26 protein-coding genes are annotated in these 26833 nt (G+C 33.7%); 25 read left to right on the plus strand and 1 reads right to left on the minus strand.

What is annotated here, in order from left to right; translation table 11 throughout:
* Positions 1–72 precede the first annotated feature (72 nt).
* The 21 genes from BUB25_RS10645 (at position 73) to BUB25_RS10745 (ending at position 20741) form a co-directional block, all read left to right on the plus strand.
* On the plus strand, positions 73–870 hold the full coding sequence (locus BUB25_RS10645; RefSeq protein ID WP_072944083.1) for a sulfite exporter TauE/SafE family protein: 798 nt from the start codon (positions 73–75) through the stop codon (positions 868–870).
* A 79-nt stretch (positions 871–949) separates the two neighbouring features.
* On the plus strand, positions 950–2224 hold the full coding sequence (locus BUB25_RS10650) for an NAD(P)/FAD-dependent oxidoreductase (protein WP_072944085.1): 1275 nt from the start codon (positions 950–952) through the stop codon (positions 2222–2224).
* A 157-nt stretch (positions 2225–2381) separates the two neighbouring features.
* On the plus strand, positions 2382–2972 hold the full coding sequence (locus tag BUB25_RS10655) for a TetR/AcrR family transcriptional regulator (protein ID WP_072944088.1): 591 nt from the start codon (positions 2382–2384) through the stop codon (positions 2970–2972).
* A complete protein-coding gene (locus tag BUB25_RS10660; protein WP_072944091.1) occupies positions 2969–3256 on the plus strand; it encodes a cupin domain-containing protein in 288 nt (95 codons plus the stop codon). The genes BUB25_RS10655 and BUB25_RS10660 overlap by 4 nt, the downstream gene beginning before the upstream one ends.
* Positions 3257–3262: 6 nt before the next feature.
* A complete protein-coding gene (locus BUB25_RS10665; protein ID WP_072944093.1) occupies positions 3263–4573 on the plus strand; it encodes a TolC family protein in 1311 nt (436 codons plus the stop codon).
* Complete coding sequence (locus tag BUB25_RS10670) at positions 4573–5670, plus strand: efflux RND transporter periplasmic adaptor subunit (protein ID WP_072944095.1); 1098 nt, start codon at positions 4573–4575, stop codon at positions 5668–5670. Before BUB25_RS10665 ends, BUB25_RS10670 begins: the two co-directional genes overlap by 1 nt.
* Positions 5670–6911 (plus strand): ABC transporter permease, encoded by a 1242-nt coding sequence (locus tag BUB25_RS10675; RefSeq protein ID WP_072944098.1) that lies wholly within the window; start codon positions 5670–5672, stop codon positions 6909–6911. The genes BUB25_RS10670 and BUB25_RS10675 overlap by 1 nt, the downstream gene beginning before the upstream one ends.
* Positions 6908–7588 (plus strand): ABC transporter ATP-binding protein, encoded by a 681-nt coding sequence (locus BUB25_RS10680; RefSeq protein WP_072944100.1) that lies wholly within the window; start codon positions 6908–6910, stop codon positions 7586–7588. Before BUB25_RS10675 ends, BUB25_RS10680 begins: the two co-directional genes overlap by 4 nt.
* Before the next feature lie 118 nt (positions 7589–7706).
* Positions 7707–8912, plus strand: coding sequence for an NAD(P)/FAD-dependent oxidoreductase (locus BUB25_RS10685; protein WP_072944103.1), 1206 nt, complete (start codon positions 7707–7709; stop codon positions 8910–8912).
* 108 nt (positions 8913–9020) lie between these two features.
* Complete coding sequence (locus BUB25_RS10690) at positions 9021–11165, plus strand: cbb3-type cytochrome c oxidase subunit I (protein WP_084089522.1); 2145 nt, start codon at positions 9021–9023, stop codon at positions 11163–11165.
* A 6-nt stretch (positions 11166–11171) separates the two neighbouring features.
* Complete coding sequence (locus BUB25_RS10695) at positions 11172–12185, plus strand: cytochrome c (RefSeq protein ID WP_072944109.1); 1014 nt, start codon at positions 11172–11174, stop codon at positions 12183–12185.
* Between the two features lie 5 nt (positions 12186–12190).
* Positions 12191–12451: a hypothetical protein gene (locus BUB25_RS10700; RefSeq protein WP_072944112.1), complete on the plus strand. Its 261-nt coding sequence runs from the start codon at positions 12191–12193 to the stop codon at positions 12449–12451.
* Between the two features lies 1 nt (position 12452).
* Entirely contained in the window at positions 12453–12851 is a 399-nt protein-coding gene (locus BUB25_RS10705) for a cytochrome C (protein WP_072944114.1), read from the plus strand.
* Positions 12852–12858: 7 nt separating this feature from the next.
* Complete coding sequence (locus tag BUB25_RS10710) at positions 12859–13743, plus strand: helix-turn-helix domain-containing protein (protein WP_072944116.1); 885 nt, start codon at positions 12859–12861, stop codon at positions 13741–13743.
* A 60-nt stretch (positions 13744–13803) separates the two neighbouring features.
* Positions 13804–14220, plus strand: a complete 417-nt coding sequence (locus BUB25_RS10715) for a DUF983 domain-containing protein (protein WP_084089501.1) — start codon at positions 13804–13806, stop codon at positions 14218–14220.
* A 6-nt stretch (positions 14221–14226) separates the two neighbouring features.
* On the plus strand, positions 14227–15579 hold the full coding sequence (locus BUB25_RS10720) for a cytochrome ubiquinol oxidase subunit I (protein ID WP_072944118.1): 1353 nt from the start codon (positions 14227–14229) through the stop codon (positions 15577–15579).
* 21 nt (positions 15580–15600) lie between these two features.
* On the plus strand, positions 15601–16638 hold the full coding sequence (cydB, locus tag BUB25_RS10725) for a cytochrome d ubiquinol oxidase subunit II (protein ID WP_072944119.1): 1038 nt from the start codon (positions 15601–15603) through the stop codon (positions 16636–16638).
* 51 nt (positions 16639–16689) lie between these two features.
* Positions 16690–17286, plus strand: a complete 597-nt coding sequence (locus tag BUB25_RS10730) for a class I SAM-dependent methyltransferase (RefSeq protein WP_072944121.1) — start codon at positions 16690–16692, stop codon at positions 17284–17286.
* A 173-nt stretch (positions 17287–17459) separates the two neighbouring features.
* On the plus strand, positions 17460–17780 hold the full coding sequence (locus BUB25_RS10735) for a hypothetical protein (protein WP_072944123.1): 321 nt from the start codon (positions 17460–17462) through the stop codon (positions 17778–17780).
* A gap of 34 nt (positions 17781–17814) precedes the next feature.
* On the plus strand, positions 17815–19923 hold the full coding sequence (locus BUB25_RS10740; protein WP_072944125.1) for a TonB-dependent receptor domain-containing protein: 2109 nt from the start codon (positions 17815–17817) through the stop codon (positions 19921–19923).
* A gap of 380 nt (positions 19924–20303) precedes the next feature.
* Complete coding sequence (locus BUB25_RS10745; protein ID WP_072944127.1) at positions 20304–20741, plus strand: hypothetical protein; 438 nt, start codon at positions 20304–20306, stop codon at positions 20739–20741.
* Positions 20742–21132: 391 nt separating this feature from the next.
* On the opposite strand, the gene BUB25_RS10750 is transcribed toward BUB25_RS10745, so the two are convergent.
* Complete coding sequence (locus BUB25_RS10750; protein WP_072944129.1) at positions 21133–21876, minus strand: substrate-binding domain-containing protein; 744 nt, start codon at positions 21874–21876, stop codon at positions 21133–21135.
* 363 nt (positions 21877–22239) lie between these two features.
* On the opposite strand from BUB25_RS10750, the gene BUB25_RS10755 reads away from it, so the two are divergent.
* The 4 genes from BUB25_RS10755 to BUB25_RS10770 all read left to right on the plus strand — a co-directional run bounded on the left by BUB25_RS10755 (position 22240) and on the right by BUB25_RS10770 (position 26803).
* Complete coding sequence (locus BUB25_RS10755; protein ID WP_072944131.1) at positions 22240–22884, plus strand: peroxiredoxin; 645 nt, start codon at positions 22240–22242, stop codon at positions 22882–22884.
* 228 nt (positions 22885–23112) lie between these two features.
* Positions 23113–24528 carry an MBL fold metallo-hydrolase gene (locus BUB25_RS10760; protein ID WP_072944134.1) on the plus strand — a complete coding sequence of 472 codons (1416 nt, stop codon included), beginning with the start codon at positions 23113–23115 and terminating at the stop codon, positions 24526–24528.
* 126 nt (positions 24529–24654) lie between these two features.
* Complete coding sequence (locus tag BUB25_RS10765) at positions 24655–25317, plus strand: carbonic anhydrase (RefSeq protein WP_084089503.1); 663 nt, start codon at positions 24655–24657, stop codon at positions 25315–25317.
* Positions 25318–25411: 94 nt separating this feature from the next.
* Complete coding sequence (locus BUB25_RS10770) at positions 25412–26803, plus strand: MBL fold metallo-hydrolase (RefSeq protein ID WP_072944136.1); 1392 nt, start codon at positions 25412–25414, stop codon at positions 26801–26803.
* Positions 26804–26833: the final 30 nt, after the last annotated feature.

Consider the following 26833-nt stretch of genomic DNA (forward strand, 5'->3'; position numbering starts at 1 on the left):
TCTCCCTATGTGATAAATGTTACAGATTGTAAAATTTTAACTAGCAATATTTGCAGTATAAAATTTATAATTATGGAATATATAGGTTATTTTGCGTCAATTCTAATTGGCGTTGCTTTAGGACTGATTGGTGGCGGTGGCTCCATTCTTACTGTGCCCGTTTTAGTTTATTTATTTGCAGTTGAACCCGTACTAGCAACTGCTTATTCGTTGTTTATTGTTGGTCTAACCAGCGCGGTAGGAACTGTTGGCTATTTCAAAAAAGGGTTGGTAAACATAAAAACAGCCATTGTTTTTGGCATCCCATCAATTATCGCCGTTTTTACTACAAGAGCTTTTATCGTTCCTGCAATACCTAAAGAGATCTTTTCAACAGAAAACTTCACACTAACTAAAGATCTTTTTTTAATGTTACTTTTTGCTGTAATCATGGTTATTGCATCTTACACAATGATTAAAAAAGATAAAAAAAATACAATAGAAGAAGCCGGAGAACAAAAATTCAATTATCCATTGATACTTATTGAAGGTGCAATTGTTGGAATTATTACAGGTTTAGTTGGTGCAGGTGGAGGATTTTTAATAATTCCTGCGTTAGTTATTCTGAGTAAATTACCCATGAAAGAAGCGGTTGGAACATCGCTTGTAATTATTGCAGCCAAATCATTAATAGGCTTTTTTGGAGAAGGTGGAGAAAGTATTATTGATTGGCAGTTCTTATTTACCATTTCAGGTTTTGCAATTGTTGGAATTTTTATTGGAACTGCATTATCCAAAAAGATTGATGGTGCAAAACTAAAACCTGCTTTTGGTTGGTTTGTTTTGGTAATGGGTATTTATATCATCACCAAAGAGTTATTCCTAAAATAACACACGTATGTGACAAAAGTCACAATAGTCTGTTTGTAAATTCTTTACGTTTATATTCTCAATAAAAAAATCAAAAAAAATGGCTAATCATTATCAAATACTAATCATCGGTGGTGGAAATGCAGGACTTTCTGTCGCTTCCCAATTACTTATCAAAAGAAGTAATCTAAACATCGGAATCATTGATCCATCTGAAAAACATTATTATCAACCTGCATGGACATTGGTTGGTGCCGGTATATTTGATATTAATAAAACCGTTCGTAATGAAAAAGATGTAATTCCAAAGAATACAACTTGGATCAAAGAGGCTGTAGCTGAATTTATGCCTGATGAAAACAGAGTAAAATGCCTTACAGGTGATGAATTCACTTATGATTACTTAGTGGTTTGTCCCGGGATTCAATTGGATTGGAATAAAATAAAAGGACTTAAGGAAACGCTTGGAAAAAACAATGTTAGCAGCAACTACTCCTTTCAACACGCACCTTACACATGGGAAATGATTGAAAATTTCAAAGGAGGTACGGCAGTTTTCACAAACCCAACAACACCTATCAAATGTGGAGGAGCACCTCACAAAATTATGTATTTGGCTTGCGATTATTGGCGGAAGAAAGGAATTTTGGACAAATGTGATGTTCATTATATTTCTGGAGCAGGCGTAATATTTGGTGTCAAAGAATATGCCGATACATTAAAAAAAGTTGTGGCTAAATATAATATTCACGTTCATTATGGTGCTAATGTTACGGCGATAGATGGTGAAAAGAAAACAGTTGAATTTGAAACCAAAGAAATTGATGAAAACCTAAACCAGAAATTATCTTCTAAAAATGCCGGCTGCTACGGTATAATAGAAAATAGCGCTGATACAGAACTTAAAAAAGTAACATTGAATTTCGATTTATGCCATACAGTTCCACCACAATCAGCTCCTGATTTTATAAAAAATAGTCCATTGCGCGACACCGCAAATCCATTAGGATATGTGGAAATTGACAAAAACACAATGCAGCATACTCGTTTTTCAAATGTATTTGCTCTTGGAGATTGCACCAATGCGCCGTGTAGTAAAACGGGTGCGGCAATTAGAAAACAAGCTCCGGTTGTGGTAGAAAATCTTTTGGCAATTATGGATAATCAAAAAATGACAGCACAATACGATGGCTATAGCGCCTGCCCTATTCCTACTCAATACGGAAAATTAATGTTAGCTGAATTTGATTATACTAATACGCCAAAAATGACTTTTCCAATAAATCAGGCAAAACCAAATTGGGCCATGTGGATCCTTAAAACAAAAGTATTACCTTGGTTATATTGGAATAAAATTTTAAAAGGAACTGCATAATAGTTATTACCCATTTATTTTTTTGTTTGTTATCCCTTTTGAGTAAAATTGAAAGGGATTTTTTTTCCTTATGTGATAAATATCACCATTAAAACCATTTGCTGTCCTCATATTTGCAGAGTGAATATTCACTTACTTATTTTAAAATAAATATAAAATGGAAATTTCAGCAAAACAACTGGAGATAATTAAAGCGGCCGGAAGAATTCTAACTGCATCGGGCGTTAGTGGTTTGACCATAAAAGAGCTTGCCAAAGAAATGCAATTTTCTGAAAGTGCTATTTACAGACATTTTGAAAGCAAAGAGGAAATCATCATTGCCTTACTAGATTTTTTAGCTACAAATATGGATGAAAGATTAACAGCATCGCATTCTATAAATGAAAATCAAAAAGAGCAGTTTGTAAAATTATTTCAAAATCAATATTCATTTTTTAAACAAAATCCACACTTTGTTGTAGCCGTTTTTTCTGATGGCTTAATGAAAGAAAGCCAACGTATCAACGAAATGATTTATAAAATAATGAGTGTCAAAATCAAACATCTAAAACCACTGCTGATTGAAGGGCAGCACTTAGGTGTTTTCACCACTGCCATTTCTGCTGATGATTTAACGCATATCGTAATGGGAACTTTTCGACTCCAAATGTACAAATGGCGCATGGCAGAATTCCAATTTGATATTGAAATCGAAGGAAATAAGATGATACAATCTGTACTTACTTTAATCCATATAAAATTAAAATGAAACTAAACAATCTACATATTAGTGACAAAGCTGTTTCAACATTGCAATTATTTAAAGCAATGGAAGGAAATGTTATTGCGCTTAAAATTTTAAAGAATGAGCAACTCAAAGAACATAGTACAAAAACACCAGCATTATTAGTATGTATTGATGGGAATGTAATTTTTGAGAATGAAAATCATAAAAAAGAAATACTCCTCACAGGTGACTATATAATTATTGAAGCAAATGTAAAACATTGGATAAACGCAAAAATGGACAGCAATTTACTACTCATTAAATAAATTATAATGAAAAATATACTTCAAATACTACTACTCATTTTGCTTGGTTTTCAATCAAAAGCCCAAGATGTGGTTTCATTTAACTCCATTGATCAAGTTTTACATTATGCCGAAAAAAATGCGGCAATACTTAAAATTTCTAGCGAACAAGTGGCATTGTCAAAGTACCAAACTTTAATTTCAAAAATAAATGCGTTTAATCCACGAGCAACGGCTTCGGCTTCGGCTACGGATAATTTACAATTACCTTCTAATTATTTGCCGGCACAAATCTTTGGCGGTGTTCCCGGTACGTTCAAAGAAACACAATTTGGACAACAATACGTCAGTACCATTGCTATTACTCCGCAAATTGATCTGATAAATATTCCGGCTTGGCAGAAAATAAAAGCGTCCAAAATCAATGAAAACTATGCCGTCACAACGACTTTATTAGTCAAGAAAAATCTTTTTGAAACTATAGCAACCACCTATTACAACATCGTTTCCATTCAAAAACAAATTGAAATACTACATGCTAATTATTCGAATACTAAAAAGATTGAAGACATTGTTTCTAACAAACAAAAAGAAGGTCTGGCCAGACAACAAGATTTGAATCAAGCGACTGCAAATGTATTGCAGATTGAAGATAAAGAAACACAACTGGCTACTGTCCTACTCCAACAGAATAACATTTTGAAAACAGCCTGCGATATTCCAATTACAACTGTTTTAGAAATAAGTGATACGCAAGAAAATGCAACGGAAAATACTATTTTGGATGTTACCAATACTTTATTGAGTCAACAGAGCAAGTTGCTTCAAGAGGTTTCCAATCAAGAGTTGAAAAGTTTCAATTCCTCCTTTTTTCCAACACTTTCATTAGTGGGAAACTGGACCTATCAAGACAATAGTAATGCGGGCTTTTTTAATCCAAATTCAAATACGTTTCAAGCCTCTTATGTAGGACTTCGATTGAATTATGTACTGCCGGACGCTTCTAAATATCTGCAAAAAAGAAATTTAAAAACAAGTGCTGCGATTGCTAAAGAAAATGCAAAACACAATTCCCTTCAGGAAAACAATCAAAACCAACAGTTGAAATTAGAGCATCAGAAAGCAGTTGACAGTTATGTGATTAACCAAAAAATTACTGCACTGAAAATTGACACCTACACTAAAAATTTAGAAATATACCATCAGGATTTGATTTCGCTTGATAATTTAATGATTTCTTTTAATGATAAATTAAATGCCGAACTTAATCTAAAAGTGATAGCCACCAATATTTCCTATTTGACCACTAAAATCAACCTCAACAACACCATTCAATAATGAAAACAATAGTAAAAAGCACACTAATTTTAGCATCACTTGCACTGCTTTTTTCCTGTGGTAAAAAAACGGAAGAAAGCAAAGTAGAACGCAAAAACATCACCGAAATGGTTTTTGCATCGGGAACTTTAAAAGCCGATGACGAATACAATTTGATGGCACAAACGGAAGGATACATCACCAAAATCAATTTTAATGAAGGCGATGAACTGGCTGTTGGAAAAATTTTGGCTGTAATCGACAATCCGCAAAGTACTATCAATACTAAAAGTGGTTCCAAATTGTTGCAAATCGCAAAAGCAAATACTAGTTCCAATGCGCCACTTTTACAACAATCAAAAGCCAATCTAAACGCAGCAAAATTAAAACTCCAACAAGATGAATTATTAGCTGTTCGATATAAAAAACTCGTTGAAAGTAACAGCATTGCTAAGGTTGAGTACGAAAATATATTGATTGCCGTGAGCAATTCGAGAGCTTCAGTCTCGGCATTGGAACAACAATATCAAAATCTTTTGGTTCAAGCCAATCAGCAAGTAATTGTTCAAAACCAACAACTGGAAAACAGTCTGGTTCTTCAGGATTTTAATGAAGTAAAAGCATTGGTAAACGGCAAAATTTACAAACAGAAAAAGCAAGTGGGCGACTATGTCCGTAAAGGCGATATTATTGCGGTGATTGCCAATAACCAAAAAATTTATGCCAATTTGAATGTCGATGAAAGTAATATGGGAAAGATAAAATTGAACCAGCAAATCGTGGTAAAACTGAACGTAAACAGCGACAAAACCTACAAAGGCGTTATTTCAGAAATACTGTCCACTTTTGATGAGCAATCACAATCCTTCGTTATAAAAGCCATTTTCACGGAACCTATGGATTTTGCCATTTCCGGAACCCAATTAGAAGCTAATATTTTTGTGAATAAAAAGCAAAATGCCTTAGTTATTCCAAGAAGTTTTTTGGGTTATGGTAACAAAGTTTTGGATGAAGACAGAAAACCAATAGCAGTAAAAACAGGGATTGTTTCCTCTGATTATGTTGAAATACTAGCGGGTTTAAAAGAAAATCAAATCGTATTAAAAGAACTGTACTGATGAAAAACTACAAACACAATATCAATTCTGAAATTGCTTTTATCCATTTGATTTCCAAAAAGAAACAGACGATGGTCGCTGCATTAGGAGTTACGGTTGGGATTGCCATTTTTATTTTTATGAATTCGCTGATGTATGGTTTTGAAGTATATTCTGTTGAAAGTTTATTTAAATCGACGCCACATTTACGCATTTATAAAGAAGAACACATCAGTCAGCCCTTAATTAAAACCAGCAAAACCGATTTAGCTTTGCTCACCAATCCTAAAATCACGAAAGAAAGCAAAAAATTAATCAATCCGAATTTAATCATTGAAGCGCTGAAAAAACAACCTGAGGTAATCGGCGTAACGCCAAATGTTTCGGCAAATGTGTTTTACAATAATGGAGAAGCACAAGTAACGGGAAGAACTTCCGGCGTGAATATCGAAGAGCAAAATACGATGTTTCAATTGGAACAATACATTGTTGAAGGTAAATATTCCGACTTAAAAGCCAATCAAAACGGAATCATTCTAGGAGTTGGAATTGCTGAAAAACTGAATGTTCGGTTGGCTGATAATATTTCGGTGACTACAGCTTATGGCGTTTCTAAAGTGATGAAAGTGGTCGCGTTATTGAAAACCGGAGTTACAAATACCGACAAAACACTATCGTATACCAACATTTCGGCAGCGCAACAACTCAACAAACAGGGCGCGAGTTTCATAACCGATATATATGTGAATATCAATGATTATGAAACAGCTAAAAAACTAATTCCAAAATTCAAACAGTTAAGTGGATATGAAGTTGAAGATTGGGAAACAGCCAACGCTTCGGCAGCGGCAGCGAATAAAATCAGGAAAATGATGGCTATGGCTATTTCTTTTTCGATCATGCTGGTAGCAGCTTTTGGCATTTACAATATTTTGAATATGACTATCATGGAAAAACTGAATGATATTGCGATTCTCAAAGCGATTGGATTTTCAGGCAAAGATGTCATCCGAATTTTTGTAAAAGAAGCCATTGTTATTGGATTAATCGGGATTGCATTTGGTTTGGTGTTAGCGATGCTTTTAGTGAAAGTAATGGGTAATATGTGGGTTGGCGGCGATATTGGTTTTTTCCCGATTCGATTTTTTCCAAAATTCTTTGGCTTAGGAATAGGATTCGGATTAATCGTAACCACATTGGCGGGATATATTCCGGCTAGAAAAGCAGCTAAATTAGATCCTATAACAATTTTTAGAAAATGATACAATCAGAACTATTATTACAAGCAAAAGGAGTTAGTAAATATTTTTACGAACCCGAAAAATTTAAGGTATTGAATGATATTTCTTTTGACATTCACAAAGGAGAATTTGTAACTATGGTAGGAAAATCAGGTTCGGGAAAATCGACTTTATTATACCTTCTCTCAACAATGGATACAGATTATGAAGGGAATATTATTTTAGACGGTGAAAATTTAACCAAAAAAACAAAAGAACAGTTAGCTGCCATTCGCAATGAAAAAATAGGTTTTGTTTTTCAGTTCCATTATTTATTACCTGAATTTTCAAGTTTAAAAAACGTGATGATTCCCGCACTCAAATTAGGAAAATATTCTAAAGAAGAAATTGAATCAAGAGCGTATTCCATTTTAGAAAAATTAGATTTGAAAGACCAAGCATTAAAACCCGCTTCCAAACTTTCAGGTGGACAACAACAGCGCGTTGCCATTGCCAGAGCCTTAATAAACGATCCGAAAATCATTATGGGCGACGAACCAACAGGAAATTTAGACAGTAAAAATGCAGCAATTGTTTTTGATTTGTTCAAACATCTGACGACCGAATTTAATCAAACGGTACTTGCGGTAACCCACGACAATGATTTTGCAAAAGCCAGTGATAGAATTATTGAAATGGCCGATGGTATTATTTTATAAACAATGACATTTATCAGTGTTTTTTATTTAAAGTAAAAAGTACCATTAAAACCCATTAAAGCACCACATACCTGTTCTTGAATTTGATTTAATTTGTATAATTAAAATTTATAACAAAATGTCAAGTCATTATCAAATAGTAATCATAGGTGGAGGAAATGCTGGTCTTTCAGTAGCTTCGCAATTACTTCGAAAAAGAAGCAATTTAAATATTGCAATTATTGAACCTTCCGAGAAACATTACTATCAGCCAGCTTGGACTTTAGTTGGTGCAGGAGTTTATGATATCAATAAAACGGTAAAGAAGGAAAAGGATTTTATACCAAAAGGAACTACTTGGATAAAAGAAGCAGTAACTAAATTTGAACCGCAACTGAATACAGTCGTTTGTACTAATGGTAAAGAAATTAGTTATGATTTTTTAATTGTATGTCCAGGCATACAATTAGATTGGGGAAAAATTAAAGGTTTGAAAGAAACGTTAGGAAAAAATAATGTAAGCAGTAATTATTCTTTTGAATTTGCACCGAAAACATGGGAGTTCATAAAAAACTTCGAAGGAGGAACAGCAATTTTTACCAATCCGAAGGGCGCTATAAAATGTGGTGGAGCACCCCATAAAGTTATGTATTTAGCGGTCGATTATTGGCGTAAAAAAGGAATCCTCGATAAATGTGATGTTCATTACCTTTCTGGTGGAAGTATCATTTTTGGAATAAAAGAATACGCAAAAACTTTGGACGAAGTAGTAAAAAGAGGAAATATAAAAACTCATTTTAAAGTAGATGTTACTGAAATTGATGGGGATAAAAAAATTGCGTTTTACGAACAGGAAAATAGCAACGGTGAAGTAGAACGAAAATCAATTCCATTTGATTTATGCCATGCTGTACCCCCACAATCAGCACCAGACTTTATTAAAGAAAGCCCACTCACGAATCTGACAATCCCATTAGGATATGTTGATGTTGACAAATATACAATGCAACACAATAAGTTTTCAAATGTATTTTCATTGGGAGACAGCTCAAGCGCCCCTTGCGGAAAATCAGGTGCAGCCATACGCAAACAAGCTCCTGTAGTTGTTGCAAATGTACTTTCGATACTAGACAATAAACAACCTACAGCAAAATACGATGGTTATGCAGCTTGCCCAATTCCTACTCAATACGGAAAATTAATGTTAGCTGAGTTTGATTACAGCAATACTCCGAAAATGTCTTTTCCTATTGATCAAGCAAAACCAAGATGGTCAATGTGGATATTAAAAACAAAAGTTTTACCCTGGCTATATTGGAATAAAATATTGAAAGGAACAGCGTAATAGATATCTTTTTAAAAATAAAAAGTACCACTATTAACTCTTTTTTTTTAATTATCTTTAAAAGAATTCTACAATATAATTTTAATACAAATAATTATGGCTTTTCAAATGAAACATACCTTTTCAAAGCAGATCCTTTTTGTAGCATTAACTTTCCTTTTACCATTAACGGCAAGTGCTCAAACGGATAGTGGAGTAAGTTTTTTTCCAAATAAATCAATAGGTTTTTTAGGATTAATGATGAGCTTAATTATAATAATTGTTGGGCTGGTATTCCTTTTAGTTCTAAAACTAAATACTGTTGCTACTCATTTTCTAAATGATAAAAATTTGGCTAAAAAAGATAAATTTAAAAAATACTTCAATAACTTAAGTGCTTCAGAAATTGAAATTTTAAAAAGGAAACAAAATCAATCCAATAAAATCATATCAGTTCTGATTCTCGGTGTTATTTCACTGCTTCCGCAAGTAACTTTTGCACAAACTGCACCTGCAAATAGAGCACATTTATTTTCTGAACCGGGAGTTATTATTACTTTAGTTTTGGTATTTATTCCTTTATTTTTCGCTCTTTTATATTTAGCGATAAAAGTAAACAAGGGATTTAATCAGTTCTTCAACTCACAAAAAATAAAAGAAGCTGAAGAATTAGCAGCATATCTTTCTAGTCCAGAAAACATTCCTCCAATTGAAAAATTAGAAGAACTGAAACAAAAACTGGATTATAGCCTATCATCAACCGAATTATCCGGCACTGAAATAGCTGAAGACAAAAAAGGATTACTGAAAAGCATTAGTTCAGAAACAAATTATCGTTATTTTGCTATAAAACGTCCCCCAATAAAACGCCCTAAAATTGATCCACAACTGACTAAATTGATTTTATGGTTTTTGGGCACAGCTGTATTTTGGTTGTTTATAGGAAGTAGTGTTGGTGAATATGTAGGTATTAAATTTATTGCACCGGATGCAGATACCTTCAGTTGGTTGAGCATAGGAAGACTTAGAGCAGTTCATACCAATTTAGTTTTTTGGGCTTGGGCTACTATCGGAATCATGGGATTGGGTTATTATATCGTTCCAATGGTGAGTAATGCCCCTTTGCACAGTATAAAAAATGGCTGGACGGCTTTGATATGTGTGAATGTAGCGATGTTGGTTGGTGGCATATCTTTAATGGCTGGAATTAATAATGGTGGTGGTGAATATCGTGAAATTATTTGGCCAATAATGGCAGTATGGGCTTATGGTTTGATGCTTACCGTGATTAACTTTATTAAAACTGTAGCAAAAAGAACCACACATGAAATATACATCTCTAATTGGTTCATTATTGCTTCGTACATTTTCATCCTTATTGTTGCTATAATTGCTTATATCCCAATGGGGCAAGATGGTATTGGTGAAACCATAGTGCAAGGATATTATATGCATCAGGCCGTTGGAATGTGGTTTATGTTTTCTATGCTTGGGGTCTTATATTACCTGCTGCCACAACAACTGAACAAACCTATCTATTCCTACAGTTTAGGAGTGCTGGCCTTTTGGTCACAAATTCTTTTTTATACTGTAATTGGAACTCATCATTTTGTTTTTAGTGCGTTACCTTGGTGGCTGCAAACTGTTGCTATTGTTGGAAGCGTTGGTATGCTTATTCCAGTTACCGCTGGTACCATAAATTATCTAATGACATTTAGAGGTTCTTGGGGAAAAATAAGTAATAGTTATTCCCTTCCATTCTTCTTTGTGGGTGTTATCTATTATTTTACAGGTTCTTTCCAAGGTACTGCGGAAGCCTTCAGATCTACTAATCTAATTTGGCATTTTACTGATTTTACTATTGCTCACTCTCATATAACCATGTATGGTATCATTACCTTTTTATTGTTTGGAAGTATTTATGCCATTGTGCCAAGACTTACTGGTAAAGAACCACCACAGCTGGGTGTTGGTGCTCATTTTTGGTTGGCTTTAATAGGCTTACAATTTTACACCATACCACTTATGATTGGTGGTACGCTCAAAGGATTGATGTGGGCAGAAGGAAAACCATTTATTGATAGTGTGGTAATGATGGGCCCGTATTGGTTGTGGAGAGCTATCGGAGGAACGTTAATGTGGCTTTCTCATATTGTTTTGGCTTACAATATGTATAAAATGATGAAACCTACAATTGAGATTGATATAAAAGAAAAAGCATTTGAATTGATCAATCAAAATATTGACACGAATGCAGTTGAAACTAAAATATAAATAACGATGAGTCTATTTCACGAACATAAGAAACTCTTTTCACTTGCTACAATTCTTTTTGGTACACTAACGCTTTTTGTTGCCGTTCTTCCATCACAATACAATCAAGAAAATAATGCCCCATTATATGGAAGTATTCCGCTTACTAAAGAGCAAGAAGCCGGACGACAAATTTACATTCGAGAGGGATGTGTCGGGTGTCACTCGCAACAAGTTCGAAATGTAGATATGGATAAAACTTGGGGCGACAGACCCGGGATAGCAGCTGACTATGCTCTAAGTACGCGAAAAAGTATCTGGCAAAATGCTGGAACTTTAATGGGTACAGAACGAACCGGTCCGGATTTAACCAATATTGGTGTAAGGCAACCGAGCCAGGATTGGCATTTGGTTCACTTATACAACCCCAGGACTGTCATGCCTCAATCCATTATGGCACCTTATCCCTGGTTATTTAAAATTAAATCAAAAGCAGAAAAAGGGGATATAAAAGTGAATGTACCTAGTGAATTTATGCATGGTAAAATTGGAGATGTAGTAGCTACTGAAGAGGCATTAAATTTAGTAGCGTATCTTCAATCATTAAAACAAGTAAAATTACCGGATGGCACACCTAATCCAGATTTTCTTTATAAAAAAGAGAAAAAAGAAACAGATGGTACGACAGGTGCTGGTGCAAAGGAATTAGATGGTGCCGAATTATATGCTGCCCAATGTATGAGTTGTCATCAGCAAAATGGTGAAGGTCTAAAAGGTGCTTTTCCTCCTTTAAAAGGAAGTAAAATAGTATTAGATGACAATCCTGAAATTATGGTAGGTATCATTATGAATGGCTATGACGCAAGAGAAGATTATGGAGTAATGCCCGCAGTAGGAACTAACGGAAATTTAAAAGCGGAAGAAGTTGCAGCCATAATGAACCATGAGAAAACAAGTTGGGGAAACACAGCTAAAAAGGTAACACCGGAACAAGTACAAAAATTAATGGATCTCGCAAAATTAAGTGCACCTAAACAATAAGTAAGATGAAAAAGTCACTATTTTCTATTCTGTTTTCAATACTATCAATAGCAACTTATGCCTGTCCGATGTGTGAAAAGCAACAGCCCAAAATTTTAAGAGGTATAGCACATGGTGCAGGTCCCGAAAGTAACTTGGACTATGTTATTGTATGGACTATGGTGGCTACCGTTCTTGTTACCTTATTTTTTGCCATAAAATATTTGGTAAAACCAAAAGAAACCGATGCAAATCATATAAAAAGAACCGTTATAAATTTCGAATAAAATGGACAGTAAAAGCAAAATAATTATATTTGTAGATGATGAAATTCAACCCATCGGAGAATTTGATGCCCCTGTAAATTTTGAGTTAGATACTCGAAAACTGACTGATGGTTTACATCAACTAAAAATAGTTAGTAAGGATCCATCTGGTAAAGAAGGCATCAGAATAATTCCTTTTACCGTTCGAAACGGTCCCGCTATTACCCTAGATGGATTAAAAGACAATGATGTTGTTGATGGAATTTTACCTATGATGATTAATGCCTATGGAAAAGGAAATCAAAAACAATTTTTAATTTTTGGAAGCGAGACGCCTAAAAATGTACCGTCTTGGTTGTGGGCTGCTATAATTGTTTTTGTTGCTTGGGCAATTTATTATATAATAACTTCTTTAGGATAATTAATTTATGAATGAAATTAAAAATATCAAATGTAGTGAAGTAACACAAAATGAACTAAAGTTTGCGGTGTATCATACTTCGGATTTTTTACCTTTTATGCAAAAATTAAATATTCCGCACCGCCATAATTATTACATGATTTTGCTTAATGAAAAAAATACAGGATCACAATTGATTGATTTTAAAGAATCTCCCATTGAACCGCTATCTGTAACATGTATGTATAATGGACAAATTCACCAATGGCTGGATTTTGATAAAATTGAGGGATATATATTAGTATTCGAAAGTGATTTTTTTGCACTTCGGTATCAAAACTATCAGTTGAGCGAGTTTTCGTTTCTCACCTATCGTCATAAGCAGCCCTATTTAAAAATTGCTGTAGAAAAATTTGAACGCTTAAAATCAATTGCAATATGGATGTTAAATGAATATAAAACCAATGAAGCTGATTATGAGAAAAGTTTACGTTCCCTGCTTAATTTATTATTAATAGATTTAAACCGATTGTTTGAACCTATACCTAAAAACACTGAATTCAGTCAATCCTTGCAACTTGTTCATCATTTTGAAGAACTGATAGACAAACATTATAAACAAAAACACTTTGTAAAAGAGTATGCTTCCATAATGTATATTCGTCCCAATTACCTCAATTCCGTTTGCAACGATGTTGTAAATATAGCAGCCGGGGAATTAATTAGAAATAGAATCCTGCTAGAAGCCAAGCGCTTACTTATCCACGAACAAAAAACAGTTGCTGAAATTGCTTATGAATTAGGCTTTGAAGACAATTCCTATTTTGGTCGCTTCTTCAAGAAGTATGAAAACATAACCCCTGATGCATTCAAACGGAAATTTATTAATACAAGTCAATTCTACCAACTTTAAACAAACAAGTTCTTGTTAAGTAACAATTATCACACACTACCTTGTCTTTAAAAACTATTTTTGATTAAAATATTAAATATGCTTCAATTCTTAAAAAATATATTTTCATTCAAATGTCCCCGATGCCATAAAGGAAACTTGTTCATAAACAAATGGTATAATATCACCGATGGTAATAAAATGGTCGAAAAATGTTCCTCCTGCAGTCAGCGCACTGAATTAGAACCTGGGTTTTATCAAGGCACTGGTTATGTAAGTTATGGATTAACGGTTGGTATATCAATAGTAACTTTTATCGCATGGATTGCTGCTACAGGTTACGGTTTCAAAAATAAAGAAGTGTTGTTATGGTTTCCTCTAAATGTAATACTGCTTATCGCACTTCAACCGTGGTTAATGCGTTTATCAAGAGTGTTGTGGTTGACAATGTTTTTTCATGGTGATGATAAATTTCACCCCAATAATACTAAAAAATAATTACTTATGGACGTAGAGATTCTTGCTCGAATTCAGTTTGCTTTCACCATTGCTTTTCATTATATCTATCCTCCTTTAAGCATTGGGATCGGTTTGATTATGGTTCTTACTGAAGGACTTTACCTTAAAACCGGAAATAAAGAATATGAAATTTTAACGCGCTTTTGGATCAAAATATTTGCTTTAACATTTGGTATTGGTGTGGCTACCGGCATTATCATGGAATTTGAATTTGGTACCAATTGGGCCGTATATTCAAGATATGTAGGCGATATTTTTGGTAGTGCTTTAGCTGCCGAAGGTTTATTTGCTTTTGGTTTAGAAAGTACTTTTTTGGGGGTTTTGCTTTTTGGATGGAATAGAGTGAAGCCTTGGGTCCATTTTGTTTCTACAGTAGGTGTTTTTTTAGGTTCCATGTTTTCGGCAGTTTGGATTGTAGTCGCTAATTCCTGGCAACAAACTCCAGCAGGATTTCACATTGTAGGTGAAGGATTAATGGCGCGTGCCGAAGTAACTGATTTTTGGGCCATGGTGTTCAATCCTTCCAGTGTAGACCGAATCATTCATACTTGGCAAGGAGCGATTTTGGCGGGAGCATTTTTGGTGTTAAGTGTTCATGCTTATTATATCAGGAAAGGGCGCTATATCCAAATTTCTAAAAAAGCATTTAAAATAGCACTTGTTGTTGCCACTATTTTTTCTTTAGGTCAGTTAGTGTCAGGGCACAGTTCAGCAGATGGCGTGGCGGTAAACCAACCCGCAAAATTAGCGGCAATGGAAGGGCATTTCGAAAAATCAGCACCTGCCGATTTGTATCTTTTGGGATGGGTTGATAAAGACAAACAAAAAGTTACCGGGATTGGTATTCCTGGTGGGCTATCGTTTTTAGTGCACCAAGATTTTAAAGCGCCGATTACGGGGTTGAATAGTTTTCCGGTGGAAGACCGACCAAGCCAGATTAATGCTGTTTTTCAGTTTTATCATATTATGATTGCTATTGGGATGGCTTTAATTGGATTATCATTGTTTGCTTGTTTTATGTGGTGGCGTGGAAAATTATTTGAAACTAAATGGCTGTTGTGGATTTTTTCGTTCGCTGTAATTTTACCACAAATAGCCAACCAAGTAGGATGGTTTGCAGCCGAAATGGGAAGACAACCTTGGGTAGTTTATGGTCTGTTACGAACCGATAAAGCTTTTTCACAAGAAGTGACTTCCAGTCACATCCTCTTTTCTTTAATCTTATTTTTAGTGGTTTATACGATCCTTTTTGTTTTATTCATCTATATGGTCAACAAAAAAATCAAACACGGCCCTTATGAAGAAGCTCAGAAACCGGTAAATTTCACAACCATTTAAAAAACTTAAAAATTATCAATTATGGAATATTTTTTAGGAGTTGATTATCCTACTTTATGGTATTTAGTCATAGGCCTTTTATTTTCAGGTTATGCCATTTTAGAAGGGTTTGATTTTGGAGCCGGTGCCTGGCATCTATTTTTAAAAAAAGATTTAAGTCGCAGAATTGCTATCAATGCAATTGCTCCTGTTTGGGATGCTAATCAAGTATGGCTCGTTATTGGTGGTGGTGCTTTATTTGCTGGGTTTCCGGTAATGTACGCCACAATGTTATCGGCAATGTATGTTCCCTTTATGCTCTTTCTAATGTTTAATGTACTTCGTGCCGTAGCTATCAAATTTAGAAGTGATGAAGAAATGCTTTGGTGGAGAAAAACTTGGGATTACGTATACAGTATTTCCAGTATTATGATTTCATTTTTGCTTGGTGTAGTTTTAGGTAATATTTTACAAGGCTTTGCACTGGGACCCAATTTCGCTTACAAAGGCGATATGTTTTTCTCTTTCTTAAGTCCTTACGCAATAATGGTTGGGTTGACCACTTTATCGCTATTTATGACCCAAGGCGCTATTTATTTATTACTAAAAACAGAAGGAAGACTTCATGCAAGACTTACTTTCTTATTGAAAAAAGGAATGATATTTTTCATCATAAGCTTCGGTATTACCACACTTTACACTTTAGTTTTTATACCGGAAGTTACCGCAAATTTCAGAGCAAATCCACTTTATTTCGTTGTTCCGTTAATTTCTTTCTTGGCTGTAGCCAATGTTCCGCGTTTAGCATCAAAAAAAAGATATATGCTCGCACTGGTTTTTTCCTCTCTGACAATGGCGTTTTTGCTTGTTTTGGTTGCTTTACAATTGTATCCAACATTATTAATTTCTACCATCGATCCAAAGTATAGCGTAACCATTTATAATGCCGCATCGTCGCAAAAATCATTAGGAATCATGTTGACTATTGTGGTGATTGGCACGCCCCTCCTTGCAGCTTATTTTATCTTTTTATACCGCACATTCAACGGAAAAGTGAAACTAGATGATACAAGTTATTAATTCGAAATAGCATTTTATTTTAATCCGTAAAAAAATAAAGAATACGCAAATATGAAAAATTTTTGGAATGAACGATACAGCGAAAGAGAATATGTTTATGGAGAAGAACCTAATGTTTTTTTCGCTGAACAACTCCAACAGTTAGCTCCCGGAAAAATCATTCTACCCTGTGAAGGCGAAGGAAGAAATGCCGTTTATGCTGCTGCCAATGGATGGGAAGTACATGCTTTTGATACCAGTATAATAGGAAAATCAAAAGCAATTCAATTAGCTACTCGTAAAGATGTATCCATTAATTATACTATTGAAGATGCTGTCACGGTAACTTATGAAAAAAATACTATTGATGCAGTTACTTTTATCTATGCCCATTTCCCTGCGTCAATTCGAAAAAAAATACACCAAAAAGCAATCACTTGGTTGAAGCCCGGAGGCAAAATTATAATAGAAGCCTTTAATCCGAATCAATTGCAAAATAACTCTGGTGGACCTAAGGATTTGGCGATGCTTTACACAAAAGAAATGATACTTGAAGATTTTGAAGAATTAAATTGTGATATCAGCGAAATTCAAAGTGTAGCATTAAATGAAGGTGAATTTCATAAGGGCAAAGCCGATATCATTCGATTTGTTGGAACCAAAAAATAAAGAACCAACTAATAACTGAACGTGACTTTTATCACCTTACACACAAAAATTATACTTTAAATTTGTTCAAGATTACAAAAATCTCTTGTTAACTCACTTCTCTTTTGAAAACAGTACTGAAATATACAATTTTAACGGTATTTTTAATATCCATTTTATTTTATAATTTAAGAATGACTTATTCTATTCTTGATTTTTCATTAAATAATACTGACTTTACCGAAAAATATTGCGAAAACAAGGATAAACCAATCTTGAAATGTAATGGAAAGTGTGCTTTGGAAAAAATAGCGAAAGCAACTGAAAACCAAAATCCTGATAAAGATATTAGTATTGAAAAAGAAATAGTACTCTTTTTTCAACCCATCGAAATTATTGAATTCAAATTGTTTATTTCAATAAAAAATAACATCCAAACAAAATGTAAGCTGCATAATTTCAATAGTTTTGGAAATAATTTTCACCCTCCACAAAACTTTTTTTCATTTTCGTAAATTAAAAAAATCCTATCAATTTTAAAACTTTAAAATGAAAAATACATTCATTGTGGCTTTGCTATGGTGTTCTGTTTTATCTTTTGGACAAACCAAAGAAACTACAAACAAGCAAGATACAGTAAACAAAAAAACGATATTATTAAATGAGGTTATCGTTACCGGAAACACAAAAACGGACCCAACACTTACTATCGTAAAACAAGATTACAAGGAAAAAGTAGTCCAACCAAAAAATGCAGGGGAATTATTCAGTGATATCAACGGTTTTTCTTTGATTAAAAGAGGAAGCTATGCCGTAGATCCCGCTTTTAGAGCAAGTCAGTACGAACAGTTAAATGTCCAGTTCGATGGTGGAACCAAAGCATCGCACGCCTGCCCCAACCGAATGGATCCGATTACCACATTAGTAAATCCTGAGGAAGTCAGCAAAATAGAAATTATCAAAGGTCCCTTTTCGGTTCGCTATGGAAATACTTTTGGAGGAGTCGTAAATTTAGTGACTAGAAACGCTAAGGATAGTGATAAAAAAGTATCCGGTTCCTTATCTTCTGGTTATGAAAGTAATGGCAATTCATTAGTAAACATGCTACATTTAGCCGGAAACTTTGGCAAATTTGATATATCAGGAAATCTGAGTTATCGAGATTATGGGAATTATAAAGATGGTGACGGTACTGAAATCCCCTCTTCTTTTAAAAGTACCAGCTATGGACTAAAAGTAGGCTATAATTTTACTGATAATCAAAGATTACAAGCCAATTTTCGTCAGAATTTTGGAAGAGATGTTCTTCATGCCGGATTGTCTATGGATACTGACATTGATGACAGCTCCATTGGAAGTTTAGATTACAAATGGATAAGCGACAGTAAAACATTCAAAGGATTATCTGCTAAAGTCTATTATTCTTTTGTAGATCACTTGATGAGTAATACAAGAAGAGCTGCTTATGCCAGTACCGAAGCGTCTTCCGCAGTAAATGCCACGACTTATGGAGGAAAACTGGAAGCAGAATGGAATTTTACTGAACGTTGGAAACTTTTCACTGGTCTTGATATGGTTAATATTTCTCGTGAAGGCGGACGAGATCGACTGGTCAAAAGAAATATGGCGGGCATGGTATTACCAACTCCAATGGCTTATTATGACAAAGTATGGCAAGACAGTTACAATAATACTTTTGGAACCTTTGCGGAAGCTAAGTGGTTTGCTTCTGAAAAATCAATTTTCAATATAGGGGCAAGAATAGATTTTGTTACGTCTGAAGCAAGGGATCTAGATCCTAATTTTGCAGCATTGTATCCAAATTTAGAACAAAGAAATGAGGCTAACTTCAGCGGAACCATTTCGTATAAAAGATTACTTTCTCCAGATTATACTTTGGAAATTGCCTACGGGAGAGGAACTCGTGCTGCCAATATTGAGGAGCGTTATATTTCCTATTTCAATATCGGTCGTGACCCTTACGAATACATTGGAAATCCAAATCTAAAAGCGGAAACCAATAATCAGTTTGAATTAGGTTTGACAGGAAAAGAAACTATTTCTGGTTTTTTTGAACAAATAAAATTCGGAAGTTCCATTTACTATTCTATCTATGAAAATTATATTATGGGAGTGGTTGATGAAACCTTAATTAGAAAATACAACCCTACTACTCCACCTATCCATCCAAAAGTTTTTAGAAATATTGAAAATGCTTTCAAAACAGGATTCGAAATCTTTGGAGATATAAAATTTGCAACGCATTTTAATTTCCTGACGGAAGTCGCTTATGTTTACACAGAGAATAAAGATTATCAGGAGAGTTTACCCCTTACACCGCCTTTGGTAACCCGATTGAAACTTGGTTTTGAAAAGGACATTTTTTGGGCAGCAATTCATTATACATTGACTGCTGAGCAAAATAAAATCTCAAAATCCTATGATGAAATTCCAACTTCAGGATATGAAATCATGGACATAAAAGCGGGTGTTACTCCTATAAAAGACCTAAATCTAGGAATGGGAATTTTGAATCTTTTTGACAAGCAGTACAACAATCATTTAAGTTATACTTTCAACGGCCAAACTGGATTTTCAAGAACTCCAATAACCGAAATAGGAAGAAATTTTACCGTTTTTGTGAATTATACATTTTAGCAAAATCCAAAGAATAAAACAGATTCTTATGCCCTGACTACTTTAGAAAAGTGGAGTCCTAAAAGGTAGAGATGCTCTCAAAATGAGCTACTCTACCTTTTTAAATTAAAAAACAAAAAAAAATTCAACCTACATACGCTTTTTTTTAAAAAAAATTAAGAACCTCTTACAAAACAGGAAATTGGTAACGATATCGTAAAAATAATTCCTTCAAAAAAATTAATTAGTTTTAATTCTATGATTAACTCAAATAATATGATAAAAGCTATAACTTGAATAAATTATTAATCATTAGTAAAACATAATTTTATTTTGTAATTTTAATTCTTATTAGTTTAATTATCAAGTCAATAACAAATATTAATTTAAAAATTAAATAAATGAAACTCTCAAAAGAATTATTAAATGGAATTATTATTTTCATTGGAATAGGAGTATATTTTTTACTAATTAATATATTTGGTTTTTCTGATATAATGTATTTACGGTACTTTAATGTATTTTTTATTTTTTACGGAATTAATAGAACTCTAAAAATGAAACTGGCAGAAGGCAAAATAAATTTTGCATCTGATTCCATTTCAGCATTAAGTACAGGATTAATAGGAGTGCTCTTAAGCGTAATAGGATTAGTAATCTACAGCTATATAAAAGGAGGCGATGCTTATATGGAAGCATTACCCAAAAATTTTTGGTTAGGTGGAAATTCATCCATAAATGTCTGTATAATTTGTACACTTATTGAAGGTATAGCATCTTCAGTAATTGTTACGATGCTACTTATGTTTTATTGGAATAACCGTCTTAAAACGGAATAAAATTGGCTAAAAATTATTTAAAATTATCCAATCACTGAATTTATTTGCTTTGCTTACTTGCAACTAATTTCTATCATTCAATATGATTAATTTAAATTAAGATTTACGCTAAAAAATAGTACTTTTTTTTTCTGCTCCACTAAAAATTATTGCTAATGGTACTCCAAAATTATTTTAGTTTATAAACTGGGCATGCTAACCTAGCCATCAAAGGAAATTAAAAAATAAAACTTAATTTCAGCTTCTAAAACAAATGCACAAAATTTATGGGAAAGCTCATAAAAAGAAAGCGGTTCAATTAAGTTATTATTTAACATACCTATCAGAACTTGTCAAATAGTTAGGTGAACAGTAGATAAAGAGTTGTCAATTCTTTTATCATTCTAGCTAATTATTCCCATCCCCATTTTTTAAATATAGCATGCCCTTCCTTTGAAAGCATAAACTCAATAAATAACTGTGCCTCTGCCTTTTGTCTAGTAACAGTAGTTATTGCAATAGGAGTACCTCTATAAACCGTATTTCTGGCAGGAATCGTAACTAACGTTGAGACATCTTTTAATCTCAAATACCAAGATGTATAACTAATAAATGCATCATAAGTATTATCTTCTTTCCATGCTTTAATAGCCATTGCTGTATTAGGGAAAGATTTGTAAATATTTTTTTGAATTCCTCCTATCAGATTTTGTCTGCCAGCTAAATCTTCCCACATACCTAATTGCCCTGCACCATTCACATCTAAAATTCGAATACCTACTTTAGTCAGGTCTTTTAATGAAGTAATATTTTTAGGATTGTTTGGACGTACTAAAATTGCAGCGCCTCTTTTATATAATTCCGTTCGTGTAGCGGTATCAATTAAACCTTCATGCTGCATAGTAAATTGTGTAAGCATATACTCTGATCCTCCAAAAATTAGATCAGCATTTTGTTTAGCTCTTTGAATCCATTCCACTTCGGGACCTGCTTTTACTTTTACAGGAATAGAAGTTTTATTTGAAAATATTTTTGCACATTCCTCTATTGCAGCTGCTGGACCTCCAGGGCCATAAACATACAATGTATCCGTTTGAGCTCTTAGTATACTAGAAAAACCAATCAATAGAATTAGAATAAAATACCTGACTTTCATTTTAAAATGTTTTTAAATTTCTAAAAATTGTTTTCTTAAATTCTAAATCAAATTACAGTAAATTGAAAACCCAAACTTCCTTTAAACAACCAAATTTAAAATTTTATTTTTAAACTCTAAATTACTTAGTACAATTTATTATTGATTGAATATTATTTTTAAATAGTATATAGCAAATAACTTATATATTTCTAATTCATAGCTAAATGGCTTACAATAAATTCTACAAATCTAATAATAGTAAAAATCTATTATAAAAAAAATATTATAATTTTTTTCTATTTAATGTGACTAAAGTCACCTTTAGTAAGATTTATCTAAATTATATTTGCATCAGTAAATTAATAATCAAAAAATAATATTATGGAAGAGAAAGCATTTTTAATGCCAAGAATTGGCGATATGGCTCCAGATTTTGAAGCTGTAACAACTACAGGAAAATTAAAATTTTCAGAATACAATAAAGGTAGTTGGGTTGTATTTTTTTCGCATCCTGCTGATTTCACACCAGTTTGTACAACAGAAATGAGTGGTTTTGCTCTTGAAAAAGATTTTTTTGCAGAACACAATACTAAACTGATGGGTTTGAGTATTGATAGTATCCACTCTCATATTGCGTGGGTTAATGCAGTTCATGAAAAAACAGGCGTTTTATTTGAATTCCCGATAGTTGCCGATATTAGTATGGAGGTTTCAAAATTATACGGAATGCTACAACCAGGAGAAAGTGAAACTGCCGCTGTTAGAGCCGTTTTCATTATGGATCCAGAAGGAAAAGTACGTTTGATCATGTACTACCCATTAAATGTAGGTAGAAACATGGCAGAGATTAAACGCTCTCTACTGGCTTTACAAACTTCAGATGAGCATAAAGTAGCCATGCCTCTTGATTGGCAACCGGGCGATAAAGTAATTATCCCAGCGCCTAAAACTGTGGAAGCTTTAGCAGAAAGAAAGAAAAGTAATTTAGAAATGGTGGACTGGTATTTAGCCAAAAAATCACTTTAAATAACTCTAATCTTTCATTAATTAAAACCATCCTTGTGATGGTTTTTTTATTTGTAATAAATAAAAAACAACAGTTGTATTTCCTTCTGTGACTTTTGTCACATACTATATTTACTGATAAAATAGTTATTTTAGTATGATAATTATCACTTTGGAAATTAAAAGTGTCTTCTAAATTTGCCACAATCTTATTGATCTGAAACTATTATTAATTCAAAAACCCTGATTATGAAAATCGAACAAATTTATACCGGATGTATTGCACACGCAGCTTATTATATTGAAAATAATGGAGAAGTCGCCATTTTTGATCCTTTACGCGAAGTACAACCGTATATTGATAGAGCATTTAAAGACAACGCCAAAATCAAATATGTATTTTTGACTCATTTTCACGCTGATTTCGTTTCAGGACATTTGGATTTAGCAAATAAAACGAATGCGAAAATCGTATACGGACCAACGGCTAAACCAGCGTATGAAATTATTTCTGCTGTAGATGGACAGATTTTTGAAATTGGAAACTATAAAGTAAAAGTGATTCATACACCGGGACACACCATGGAAAGTACTACGTTTCTACTGATTGATGAAAACGGAAAAGAACACGGAATTATAACCGGCGACACTTTGTTTATTGGTGATGTTGGTCGTCCAGATTTAGCGCAACATGTTGTGGCTGATTTAACTCAAGACAAATTAGCGCGTCATTTGTATCATTCTTTGCGAACTAAAATTATGCCTTTGTCAGATGATTTAATTGTATATCCAAATCACGGTGCGGGTTCGGCTTGCGGGAAAATGATGAGTAAAGAAACTACCGATACTTTGGGCAACCAAAAGAAAACCAATTACGCCTTGAACCCAAAGATGACCGAAGATGAGTTTGTTACCGCTGTTTTGACCGGATTAACGAATCCTCCTGCCTATTTTCCAGCCAATGTGTTACTGAATATTAATGGCTATGACAGTTTAGATGCAATACTAAAAAAAGCGAAAACACCTTTAAATCCAACCGAATTTGAAGTAGTGGCCAATGAAACCAGAGCTTTAGTATTGGATACACGTGACGCATCTGAATTTGCTAAAGGATTTATTCCGAACAGTATTAACATTGGTTTAGACGGAAGTTTTGCGATGTGGGTGGGAGAAATGATTGCTGATATCAAACAAGAAATCTTATTAGTTACTGAAATTGGTAAGGAAGAAGAAAGTATGGTACGCCTTTCGCGTATTGGGTACGATCATACTATTGGCTACTTGAACGGTGGAATTACTGCTTGGAAAAAGGCAGGTTTTGAATTGGATACCGTAAACAGAATTACGGCCAAACAACTGGAAGACACTATTGATTTTGATGCAACACTAATTTTTGATGTCAGAAAGAAAAGCGAATTTTTATCGGAACATCTTATCGGAGCAATTAATGTTCCCTTAAACGAAATCAACAATCACTTGGCAGAATTTCCAAAAGAGAAAAAATTTATTTTGCATTGTGCCGGTGGATATCGTAGTATGATTGCTGCCTCAATTTTAAAACAACGCGGATGGGATAACTTTGTTGACGTTATTGGTGGCTTTGCCGAAATCAAAAATACCAATCTTTTAAAATCAGACTATGTTTGTCCAACAACGCTGTTGTAAATAATTTATTGTTTTTTATTATAAAGAGATTGTCTAAAAAAGGCAATCTCTTTTTTTGCTATGTGATATAAGTTACAATAAATACAAAATTCACAAGCTACTTTTGAAGAAATATTAGAAAGTAAAATGAGAAAAACAATCCTAGCAATTGCAATTTTAAGTATTACAATAGGTTGCAAGAAAGAAGAAATAGCAAACCCGATTGCTGAAAATCAAGAACCAATAGAGCAACTAATTTCTGGAAATCAACGTTTTATAAACGAAAAATCTATTCATCCGCATCAAGACAAAAAAACAGTGCTAAAAAACCAAAATGAACAACATCCTTTTGCTGTAGTGCTTACTTGTTCTGACAGCAGAGTTTCTCCTGAAGTATTATTTGACCAAGGATTAGGTGATTTGTTTGTCATTAGAAATGCAGGAAACTTAATTTCAGATATTGACATGGGAAGTATTGAGTATGCCGTAGAACATCTTGATGTAAAATTAATTGTTGTTTTGGGACATACAGAATGTGGTGCCATCAAAGCCTATATAGCTGATAAAGATAATTTATATAAAAAACATTTAAGTCACATTGATGATATTGTAGAAACTCTCGCTCAGGAACAAGAAGAACAAGAAGAAGAAAAAAAAATGCCGAAGGATAAAAATTTATTAGGCTCAATAAATGCTAACATTGCACATTCAACAAATTTAATCAAACAAAATCCTATTGTAAAAGAGAAGCATCCAAAAATTGTATCCATGCGCTACGATGTTCATACTGGTAAAATAGTACAATTATAGTTATAAAAAGCTTGTGTAACTTATGTCACAGTTTTTAATAAATGCAATACGTAATTTTGGTTCCTAATTAGTAATTAATCTAAAAATAAAAGATATGTTTTTTCAACACGTTTACGATAAAAGTTTAGCACAAGCCAGTTATTTTATTGGCTGTCAAAAAGCAGGAGTAGCAGCTGTAATTGATGCAAAAAGAGATGTAGATACCTACCTCGAAATTGCAAAGCAAAATAACATGAAAATTACTCATATTCTTGAAACACACATTCATGCAGATTTTCTTGCAGGATCAAGAGAATTAGCCGCTTTAACTGGAGCAGATATGTATCTTTCAGATGAAGGTGGAGAAGGTTGGGAATATGAATTCCCTCATATTGGATTAAAAGATGGTCAAAAAATAAAACTTGGAAATCTCATATTAGAAGTTGTACATACACCAGGACATACTCCTGAAAGTATCAGTTTTCTTCTTACAGATACTCCTGCCAGCGATGAGCCAGTAATGCTTTTCACAGGGGATTTTGTATTTGTGGGTGATATTGGAAGACCCGATTTGCTAGAGAAAGCTGCTGGTGTTGTTGGTACAGCTGATGCGGGTGCTTTACAAATGTACCAATCTGTTCAAAAATTCAATAATCTCCCAGATTTCATTCAAGTATGGCCTGGGCACGGTGCGGGCTCTGCTTGTGGCAAATCTTTAGGATCAGTTCCTAGTACCACAGTGGGATACGAGAAAGTGAGAAATTGGGCATTTCAATACAAGCATGATGAAAAAGGTTTTGTAAAATATTTATTGACGGATCAACCTGAACCACCAAAATATTTTGCAATGATGAAGCACTTAAATAAAGTTGATCGTCCACTTTTGACAGCGGTTCCTAAATTAAGAAAGTTAAATCAAATAGAATTAACAGAAGCATTAGAAAAAGGAATCAAATTGATTGACGCCAGAGACAAATCCGAATTTTCAAAAGGATTTATACCGGGAAGCATCAACATTCAAGGTAATAATTCTTTTGCCACTTGGGCAGGATGGTTTTTAACTTACGAGGAACCTTTTATGATACTTGCTCCTGAGTCCCAATTAGATGATCTCACCAGAAAATTAATGCGAATTGGCCTTGATAACATTTATGGCTACATCCCTTCTACCGAGACTTATACCGGGAATTTGGATCAATCCCATTTCATTTCTCTTGAAGAACTAAAAGCATTAAAAGGGGTTCCAAATGTTCAGATCGTAGACCTTCGTGGCGCTGCTGAATTCAATGCCGGTCATATAGAAGGAGCAGACAATGTTTTTGTAGGGACTATGGTAAATAATTTAGATAAAATAAGCAAAGACAAAAAAGTTGTAATCCATTGCCAAGGCGGTGATAGAGCTTCAATTGGTTATTCCCTATTAATAAAAAATGGGTATACGAATGTTTTAAATTATTCCCCAGGAATGAATGAATGGGTGAGTGAAGGCAATCCGATAATAGCATAATTAATAGCAGTACATTCAAATTAGAAATAA

Source organism: Flavobacterium granuli (assembly GCF_900129705.1).
Taxonomy (GTDB): Bacteria; Bacteroidota; Bacteroidia; order Flavobacteriales; family Flavobacteriaceae; genus Flavobacterium; species Flavobacterium granuli.